Origin of the sequence: Ameyamaea chiangmaiensis (genome assembly GCF_013376175.1) — a bacterium.
GTDB classification, from domain to species: domain Bacteria; phylum Pseudomonadota; class Alphaproteobacteria; order Acetobacterales; family Acetobacteraceae; genus Ameyamaea; species Ameyamaea chiangmaiensis.
Map to the genome: position 1 here is coordinate 1 of NZ_JABXXR010000113.1, position 8,945 is coordinate 8,945.

General features: G+C 65.1%; 7 protein-coding genes and 1 pseudogene. 1 reads left to right on the forward strand and 7 read right to left on the reverse strand.

What is annotated here, in order from left to right:
- Positions 1-372 (forward strand): asparaginase (locus HUK82_RS12225; protein WP_176614228.1); only part of this gene is annotated, 372 nt, incomplete at its 5' end.
- Positions 373-417: 45 nt separating this feature from the next.
- On the opposite strand, the gene HUK82_RS12230 is transcribed toward HUK82_RS12225, so the two are convergent.
- From HUK82_RS12230 to trpA, 7 genes and pseudogenes are all read right to left on the reverse strand, one after another.
- A complete protein-coding gene (locus tag HUK82_RS12230; protein ID WP_176614229.1) occupies positions 418-2,976 on the reverse strand; it encodes a TonB-dependent receptor plug domain-containing protein in 2,559 nt (852 codons plus the stop codon).
- A 111-nt stretch (positions 2,977-3,087) separates the two neighbouring features.
- Complete coding sequence (locus HUK82_RS12235; RefSeq protein WP_176614230.1) at positions 3,088-4,425, reverse strand: NtaA/DmoA family FMN-dependent monooxygenase; 1,338 nt, start codon at positions 4,423-4,425, stop codon at positions 3,088-3,090.
- Between the two features lie 20 nt (positions 4,426-4,445).
- Positions 4,446-5,414, reverse strand: coding sequence for an ABC transporter substrate-binding protein (locus tag HUK82_RS12240; RefSeq protein ID WP_176614231.1), 969 nt, complete (start codon positions 5,412-5,414; stop codon positions 4,446-4,448).
- An 86-nt stretch (positions 5,415-5,500) separates the two neighbouring features.
- Positions 5,501-6,469 (reverse strand): nucleoside hydrolase, encoded by a 969-nt coding sequence (locus tag HUK82_RS12245; RefSeq protein WP_176614232.1) that lies wholly within the window; start codon positions 6,467-6,469, stop codon positions 5,501-5,503.
- A 30-nt stretch (positions 6,470-6,499) separates the two neighbouring features.
- Positions 6,500-7,831 (reverse strand): bifunctional folylpolyglutamate synthase/dihydrofolate synthase, encoded by a 1,332-nt coding sequence (locus HUK82_RS12250; protein ID WP_176614233.1) that lies wholly within the window; start codon positions 7,829-7,831, stop codon positions 6,500-6,502.
- A gap of 4 nt (positions 7,832-7,835) precedes the next feature.
- Positions 7,836-8,705 (reverse strand): acetyl-CoA carboxylase, carboxyltransferase subunit beta, encoded by an 870-nt coding sequence (gene accD / locus HUK82_RS12255; RefSeq protein WP_176614234.1) that lies wholly within the window; start codon positions 8,703-8,705, stop codon positions 7,836-7,838.
- 58 nt (positions 8,706-8,763) lie between these two features.
- Positions 8,764-8,945 (reverse strand): annotated as a pseudogene (gene trpA, locus HUK82_RS12260) (tryptophan synthase subunit alpha); the annotation flags it as partial.

The window sequence follows — 8,945 nt, forward strand, 5'->3', positions numbered from 1 at the left end:
CTGCACGCGGACCGCGCGAGTGCCTGCGCGCGGCTGCGCAAGGCGGTCGCGGCGGCACCGGCAATGGTCGCGGGGACCGGACGGTTCGACACCGTCGTGATGGAGTCGCTGGGCGAACGCGTCTTTTGCAAGATGGGCGCGGAAGGGATCATGATCGCGGCGCTGCCGGAGACCGGCCTCGGGATCGCGGTGAAATGCCACGACGGGGCGATCCGGGGTGCCGAGGCCGCCATCGCGGCGCTGATGATCCGCTTCGGGGGCGACACGGTGGCAGCCGACCCGGTTCTGCATCGCTGGCTATCGCACGCGATGCACAACTGGAACGGTCTGCTGATCGGCGAGGTACGCGCAGCCCCCGGTCTGCTCGGTTGACGCGTTACCCGGGCGGTGGCGCAGACGCGATCACCCGGGATCATCTCACCATGAATAGCCGATCCGGCCGTAGAAATAGCCGCCCTCCAGACCGTAGGCCGAGGCATAGCTGTAGTTCGGATTGACCTGCAGAAGGGACTGCGCGCCCTGCGCCAGCGGGCTGAGTGTCTGCGGGCGGTGGTTGAAGATGTTGTTGCCACCGGCGGACAGACGAATGCGGTTTGAAAACGTGTAGGACAGATCGACATCGACCAGCCACGCGGGTTCGACGGTCTGGTCGTAGGCGGCGCCGCGATCGCTCCAGAGCTGCGTCTTGGAATAGCGTGACACGCGCACGGTCGTGCTCCAGCCGTCCTTCATCCATGTGGCGCTGAGCCGCAACGTATTGCGCGGATAGATCGCGGTGATGTTGCCGATCTGGCTGCGATACAGCGCGTTCACCCCGGCGCCCAGATTTACGTTGAGTGGATTGACCCGCATGATCTGGTGCTGCTGCTGGTTCATCATCACCGTCCACGCAACACTGCCGGCGCGTCCCAACGGTGTCAGGTAATGCGCCTGAAGATCGAGACCCATGGCCCGTACATGGGCGGCATTGCGTTCGTACGTGTAGCCGTAATAACGGCCATCGTTGGGAACGACCCCCGCGTCGTGAAGGATCTGAAGCACCTGCGCCCCCGCCACCCCCGCGCCGGAGACCGAGATCGGTACGATCTGGTTGAACACGTCGATCCGATAGGCATCAAGCGACAGGTCGAACCGGCGCAGGGGCGTCAGGACGAAACCCACACTGAAATTGTGCGATGTTTCGGGCTTCAGCGGCGTCGCGCCCAGCGCCCGCGCGCCGGGATTGTTGACCGAGGCATAGTTCGTATAGGACTGCACGAGCTGGTTCGTACTTGGCAGGATGGTGTAATACAGGGCCGTGCTCTGGAAGTATTCCTGCTGGAGGGTCGGTGCGTGGAAACCGTTGCTGGCCGACCCACGCAGCGCCAGCCATGGCGTCACCTGATAGCGCAGAGAGGCCTTACCGCTGAGCGCGTTGCCGAAATCGCTGTATTGTTCGTCGCGCCCGGACAGGCCCACGGTTACCGTGTCGGTCACCTTCTGGGTCAGATCGAGATAGAACGCGCCGTTCATGCGCGCGTGCGATCCGGCCTGGGAGGGCGATGTGGCCCCGAGACCCGACGCGAAGGGCAGGGCCGCCGTGGGTTGTGGGAAGACTGAGCTGGCCGGGTTGATGTAGCCGCCATCCGCCCAGGCGGCCCACTCGCCCGCGCCAACCTCGTAGTGCTGATAACGATATTCCACGCCGGCCGCGACCTGAAGCGGCGCGTGGAACAGGCCCGTGCGGACCGAGCGTCGCAGATCGACATCGGCCGTGAGTTCACCGTTGGTCAGGGACTGCAAATGGAAATCATGCGGACTGGTCGGGCCAAGGGAATTGTTGATCGTGTTCTTGATGCCGATGGAGCTGTCATCGCGACCGTAATTGACGCTCGCGTCCCATTGCCAACCGAAGAAATCCTTGCCGCGCACGCCGCTGGTAAATTGAAAATCATTATCTTCGGTCGTATCCGTCGGCAGGTACCCGTCTGGATAGACGCTCATGATGTTCTGTTGCGAATTGGACGGCCGGTACCACGCGGCAACAAAGGACGTGCGATGGCTGTACGTGGCATAGGAATAGAACTTCACTGACGTGTTAAGAGGAATTTCAAGGTTATACGCGATACTCTGCCGTTCTGACTCAGGGCTGCCGGAAATCTGTCGATAGCGGTTGCCATTCTCGCGAGGATCGGGCTGCCCGTTGGGCAGAAGAGGGTAAAGCAACACCGGGCTGCCACCCTGCGTCCGGGGAACATAGCCGGCGTAGTTCGTCGACTGATTGCCAACGAACTCCGCTGTTAGGTTCAGGAATCCGCCGCGCCCGATCCTGAAGCCCTGATTGTAATTGAGCGCGCCACCCCGGCCGTAATCGCCGAGGGGTCCGACACTCCAGCCATATTGGTTGTAACCCAGATCAACGTTACCGCCATGGTCAGCGGATTTGAGAATGATGTTGACAACGCCGGCGATAGCGTCCGACCCGTACTGAGCGGCTGCACCGTCTTTGAGGATCTCGATATGATCGACCGCGCTCATGGGGATCATGTCCAGATCGACAGGGGACTGGCCTTGCATGGCGCCCCCGTAAAATACCGATGCCATCGTGTGGCGGCGCTTGCCGTTGACAAGGACCAGCGTTTCGTTGGCCCCGAGGCCACGCAGCGACATGGTCTTGGTCGTGAAGCCAAGCTGGCCCGGATAACCAGGCGTGTTGCTTGCCGATGGATCAAGGGCCACGATCGCGTTTTTCAGATTTGTTTGGCCCGTGCGTTTCAGGTCGGCGGACGTGAAAATCGCAATCGGTGACAGACTTTTCGACGCTTTGACCGCCGATCGGGTACCCGTCACCACGACGGCTTCGGCCGAAGCATTGTTGTTGCTTGCCGGTGTGGACTGCCCCCACGCGGGGGATGTCGCCAGGGCGCTCAGCAACCCCAGGGCAGAGCGTTGCCACACCGTAGTGCGGACGGTTCGGTCAATCAGAGATTCCTGCATGGTCGGAGACAGCACTTTCCATCAGCGAAAGATTGGTTTTCTTCCTCTCTGAAAATAGGATTTTACAATCCGTTACCAACGACTTCTTTCAATACTGACCATGGACAAGCGTCAACGATCGTTCGCTCTGCCCGACGGGATGCGCAGGTTCTCGCGCAGGATGCGGCTGCCGTAGCCGTCCTGCAGAAGGCCACGTCGCCTCAATTCCGGAACGACCAGTCGTGTAAAATCGTCGATCCCAACAGGTGAAGACGTGAACATGATATTGAACCCGTCACAGGCGCCGGATTCGTACCAGCCCTGCATGTCATCGACGATCGCCGACGGCGTTCCGACCACAAGCCTGTGGCCGCCCCGTGTGAAGGTCCTGAGGATATCGTCAGGTGTGGGGCGATACCGTTCGATCCAGTCGACGATCAGGGATTGTCGACTTTTGTGCGAATTGGTCTCCGCGACCGCGCCAAGGGTGATCGGCGTATGTCGGGGCCAGAGGGAAAGGTCCTGACTGAGACTTGAATAGGACGAAATCGCCTGAAGCGTCTCGTCATGATCGAGATAGGAGAGATAGCGTTCGAACTTCGCCCGGGCCTCGCTCTCGGTCGATGCGACGATGGGGGCCAGGCCGGGCAGGAAGCGCATGTGACGTTCGTCGCGGCCATGGCGGCCCGCTCGATCCAGCACATCAAGACGATAGGCACGCGCCTCGTCAGGATCGCATGCGGCGGTGTATATGACTTCCCCGATGCGTGCGGCGAGGTCTTTTCCAGGTCCCGACGCACCGGCCTGTGCGAGGACAGGCGGTCTCTGGACGGGCGGCGGCGCGTTCAGCGGACCCGCTACCTGGTAAAACCGGCCGACGTGATTGAGCGGGTGCACCTTGCCGGGGTCAAGCCAGACGCCGCTGCTCTTGTCGCGAATGAATGCCAATGGATCGACGCTGTCCCACAATCCCTTGACGACGTCGACGAATTCATGGGCCCGCTCGTAGCGGGCACCATGGTCCATGTGCGCCGCAAGATTGAAGTTCTCTCCCCCGCCGGTCGCGGTCACGACATTCCAACCGGCACGGCCGCGGCTGAGCCGATCCAGCGAGGCGACCTTGCGCGCAATATTGTAGGGCTCGTTGAATGTCGTGGACGCCGTTCCGATCAGGCCGATATGGGTGGTCGTGACGGCGAGGGCGGCCAGAAGGGTGAACGTGTCCCAGCGCGCCAGGGCCGGCGTGCGGACCAGCGTGGTGGGATCGGCGATCGGCAGTACATTGTCATACAGAAAAATCGCGTGAAAACCGGCTCTTTCCAGGGACGCGACGTAGGAACGATAGCGTTCGAACTCCACGTCCGCGTCGATGTCTTCTTCGGGTGCGCGCCAGGCATCACCATTGGTGGCCGAACCGGTGAAATAGGCGCCCAGCGCAAAGGGAACAGTCTGGCGGCGTCCGGCGGACATGGTGTCGCTCTCCCGCTACATCAAAAGGAGAAGCCGGACGCGAACACGGCTTTCGCGTCGAGGGGGGCGGGAATCATGTGTGTGGACGTCATGAAATCGGACACCGTCTGCTGCTTGGCAATGACGCTCGCGTCGATCGGATTGACGGACGCTTTCATCGTCCGCACCACCTCCCGCGCCACAGGCACGCTGAGCCCGGTCTCCTTCGCCCAGACGGCCGCGTACTCGTCGGCGTGGGTCTGCATCCAGAGATGCCCGCGCGCCAGCAGCCGGCAATACCCCGCGATGGCATCACGCCGGATCGCAAGGGCGCTTTGCGTCGCAACGACGTAGCTCAGACCGCTCATCAGGCGGCCGCCATTGACGATCTCGCGCGCGCCGTCGTTGACCTTGGCCTCGGCGATATAGGGCCCCCATGTTGCCCAGGCATCCACGCTGCCGTTCTGAAGCGCCATCTTCGCCGCCGCCGGCGGAATGAAGACGAACCGCACGTCCGTGTCGCTCAATCCAGCGTCGCGCAGGGCGGCGAGGGTCAGGTAATGCCCCGTCTGGCTGCGCAGGGTCGCAACCGTACGCCCCTTGAGGTCGGCTATGCCGCGAATGGGACTGTTCCGCGCGACGACGATCGCCGTCATCGTGCCGTCCGTCTGCACGGCGCCGACGGCCCGCAGGGGGCTTCCGCCGGCCTGCGCGAACACCAGAGGCGCGTCGCCGATCACCCCGACATCGATGGCACCGGCCGTCATCGCCTGAATCAGCATGGGCGCGCCGGCAAACAGGCTCCAGCGCAGGGGCGAGTCAGGAGCGGCGTCCAGCCCGGCTGCGCCGAGCAGCGCATGCGCGCCACCCTTCTGGTCGCCGACGGTCAGGGCATCCAGCGCCAGCCCGTGACCGGCCCTGACTACGCAGGAGAGAAGGCCGAGGCCCACGCCCCGCACCATTGTGCGGCGGTCGAGGGCAAACGCTGGTGCGGATCGCGCGATATCCATGCCTTCTGCATAGGGTATTCCGCCGGCAGCAAAAGGGAGTTTTGTTTATGTCGGACTTCAGCGTCGATCAAGCGATCGCACGCGCATTACGCCACCAGAACGCGCCGGTAAAGATCGAGAAAGGCCCCGCCGTCGACGCCTACAGCAACCGCCTGTTCCGGCCGGTCGTCCCATGAACTGGGCGCGCACAGCAGCCCGCGCGGCTTCTGGATCGTCTGTCCGTGCGCGATGCCACCCGCCACGGCACGGACGGACCCGGAGCGGGTGGTGAACAGGTCCGGGCGGACAGCGTGCGCCACCGCGAGAGAATCATGCGCGAAGACGCCCCGCAGGCCGCGCGTCTGTTCGTGAAACCGCTGGTAAAAGCGGGATATGTCCCAGATCAGGCGTCCGGCGTCAGCTGCCTGGTCGCGCAGCGCGGCGAGATAGGCCTCGTCCATCACCACCTCCTGCGTGACGTCGAGGCCGATCATCGTCACCGGCCACGAGGCACCCAGCACGATATCGGCGGCCCACGGGTCGGCCGCGACATTGGCCTCCGCCACCGGCGAGACATTGCCGGTATGGCCGTGCGTGCCGAAGGCGCCCCCCATCAGCGACACACCCGCCACCAGACCGGCGATCTCGGGCGCCTTGTGCAGGGCATGGGCCAGATTGGTGAACGGCCCGACCCCCACGAGCGTGATCGCGCCCGGATCGCGTCGCACCAGATCGATGATGACGTCGGCAGCGGGCCGTGGGTCGACGGTGCGACGAGGCACCGGCAGGTGGACATCGCCCAGCCCGTCCGCGCCGTGCACATGTGGGACGAAACGCGGCTGATCGTTCTGCAACGCGTGCGCCGCACCCTGTGCGACCGGCACATCAAGGCCAAAGCGTTCGGCGATCGTCAGGGCGTTCCGGGTCGTGGCCTCAAGCGCCAGATTGCCGAAGGTGGTGGTGATGGCGCGCAGTTCGACGCCCGGCAGACGCGTCAGGAACGCAAGCGCCATGACGTCGTCGACGCCCGGATCGGTATCGAAAATGATGGCGCGAGCAGGGTGGGTCCGCGACATCTCAGGCCCTGGACACAGGAGAACGCACCCTCAGCGCGGGACAAAACCGTCCGCGCGTAGCACCACGCCCGCGAGGTACAGGCTGCCGCAGATCACGACACGCGAGGGCGCGGCCTGCGAGCGGACAAGACGCTCAATCGCCGCCTTCACCGTGGGGCCGGCCTGCGCCACGCCCGCGGACGCGTCGATCACGGCATCGACCGGCAGCGCGAGGTGCTGGTCGGGTTCGGCCACGGCGTGGACGGTGGTGGCATGGGGCAGTAGCGGCGCGATGAATCCGGCCGCATCCTTGGTCTGCTTCATGCCGATCAGCAGATGGAGGGGCCGGTCGTCCCAACCGGCCAGAACGGCCGACAGAGCCTGTCCCGCGCCCGGATTGTGACCCCCATCCAGCCACAACTCCCAGCCCGGCGGCAGCAGGGAGGCAAGCGTGCCGGTCAGGCGCTGCAGGCGCGCCGGCCAATGGGCCGACGCGATCCCGGCATAGGCATCATCCGGCAGGGCCAGCCCGCTGGCGCGCAGTGCCGCGATCGCCAGACCCGCGTTTTCCATCTGATGGGGACCAGACAATGCCGGGGCCGGCAGGTCCAACGTGCCGCGCGCGTCGCTGTATCGAACGCCCGCGCCGCGCGCCTCGATGCTCCAGTCCTGCCCCTGGACGAAAATGGCCGAGCCCGCGTCCTCTGCCACGGCGGACAGTACGGTGCGGGCAGCGCGGTCCTGTGCCACGGTCACGACCGGCACGCCCGGTTTGATGATGCCCGCCTTTTCTCCGGCGATGGCCACCAGATCCGGTCCCAGAAAGGCCTCGTGATCCAGCGAGATTCGGCTGATGGCGCAGGCGGCGGGGCGGGGCAGCACGTTGGTGGCGTCGAAACGGCCGCCGAGACCGACCTCCAGCACGACCAGATCGGCCGGGTTGCGTGCGAACAGGACGAAGCCGGCGGCGGTCAGGACCTCGAACACCGTGATCGGCGCATCGCCATTCACCCGTTCGACCTCTTCGAGGACCGCGAGCAGATCGTCCTCGCGCACCAGCGTTCCGGCGACGCGAAACCGCTCGGTCACGTCGACCAGATGGGGCGAGGTCATGACGTGCACGCGCAGGCCCGCGGCTTCGGCGATGGCGCGCAGGTTGGCGCAGGTGCTGCCCTTGCCGTTGGTACCGGCGACGTGGATCACCGGTGGCAGGGCGAGATGCGGATTGCCCAGCGCGCCCAGAAGGCGCTCCAGCCGCCCGAGCGACAGGTCGATCAGCGCCGGATAGAGTCGGTTGAGCCGTTCCAGCACCGCGCCGGTACGCCCGGTGAATTCCGCGCCCAGCGGGGGCGAGCCGGCAGCCGGTATGTCGCTGGCGGCCATGGCGTCAGGCGGCCTGAGCGACGGGAAGGTTGCGCACGTTCAGCAGCCCGATCAGGCGCCCCAGGACCTCGGGCAACTCGCCGCGGCTGGCGATCAGGTCGATCATGCCGTGATCCAGCAGATATTCCGAACGCTGGAACCCTTCGGGCAGCGTCTCGCGCACGGTGTCCTGAATGACGCGCGGGCCGGCAAAGCCGATCAAGGCATCGGGCTCGGCGATCTGTACGTCGCCCAGCATGGCGAACGACGCCGTGACGCCGCCGGTCGTCGGATTGGTCAGCACGACGATGTAGGGCACCCCGGCCTCGCGCAGCATCTGCACGCCGATCGTGGTGCGGGGCATCTGCATCAGGCTGACCATACCTTCCTGCATGCGTGCGCCGCCCGACGCCGTGAAGACGATCAGCGGTGCCTTTTGCAGGACGGCAAGGCGCGCGGCCGTCAGAAAGGCCTCGCCCAGAGCAGCCCCCATGGTACCGGCCATGAATTCGAACGCCATCACCGCGACCACGGCATCGTGACCGCCGATCTTGCCGTGGGCGACCGCCATAGATTCGTCGAGATGGGTCTTCGCGCGCGCGTCCTTCAGGCGGTCGGTGTAGCGCTTCTGGTCACGAAACCCCAGCGGATCGACCGGCACCTTGGGCAGTTCGATGCGGGTAAAGGCACCGTCGTCGAACGTCCAGGCCAGACGTTCGCCGACCAGGGCGCGCATGTGATGGCCGCAATGCGGGCACACCTTGCGCGTGCGCTCGAGATCCTTGTTGAGCACCATCTGGCCGCAGCCCGCGCAATTGGACCACAGATTGTCCGGCACTTCCCGCTTCAGCAGGCCGCGCAGCTTGGGACGGACATATTCGGTCATCCAGCTCATGGGTGTGTTTCCTTGTGCGAGGAGCGGGGTGCGGATGGGGCGCGGCAGCCGCCGGGCGTTATCGCGCCTTCCTTACTCCATCGGCGATCGAACGCAACTGTTCGAGCACGGCGGGCACCGTGCGCGCGGTCGCGGCCCCTTCGTCCAGCGTGGCTTCCAGCGTCGCGATCAGGGCCGAGGCGACGACGGCCGCATCGGCCGCGCGCACGGCGGTCGCCGCCTGATCGGGTGTGCGGATGC

Coding starts and splice junctions, on each gene's coding strand:
- HUK82_RS12235 (WP_176614230.1), bottom strand. CDS start 4,425: ATGTCCGCCGGACGCCGCCAGACTGTTCCCTTTGCGCTGGGCGCCTAT.
- HUK82_RS12230 (WP_176614229.1), bottom strand. CDS start 2,976: ATGCAGGAATCTCTGATTGACCGAACCGTCCGCACTACGGTGTGGCAA.
- HUK82_RS12250 (WP_176614233.1), bottom strand. CDS start 7,831: ATGGCCGCCAGCGACATACCGGCTGCCGGCTCGCCCCCGCTGGGCGCG.
- HUK82_RS12240 (WP_176614231.1), bottom strand. CDS start 5,414: ATGGATATCGCGCGATCCGCACCAGCGTTTGCCCTCGACCGCCGCACA.
- accD (WP_176614234.1), bottom strand. CDS start 8,705: ATGAGCTGGATGACCGAATATGTCCGTCCCAAGCTGCGCGGCCTGCTG.
- HUK82_RS12245 (WP_176614232.1), bottom strand. CDS start 6,469: ATGTCGCGGACCCACCCTGCTCGCGCCATCATTTTCGATACCGATCCG.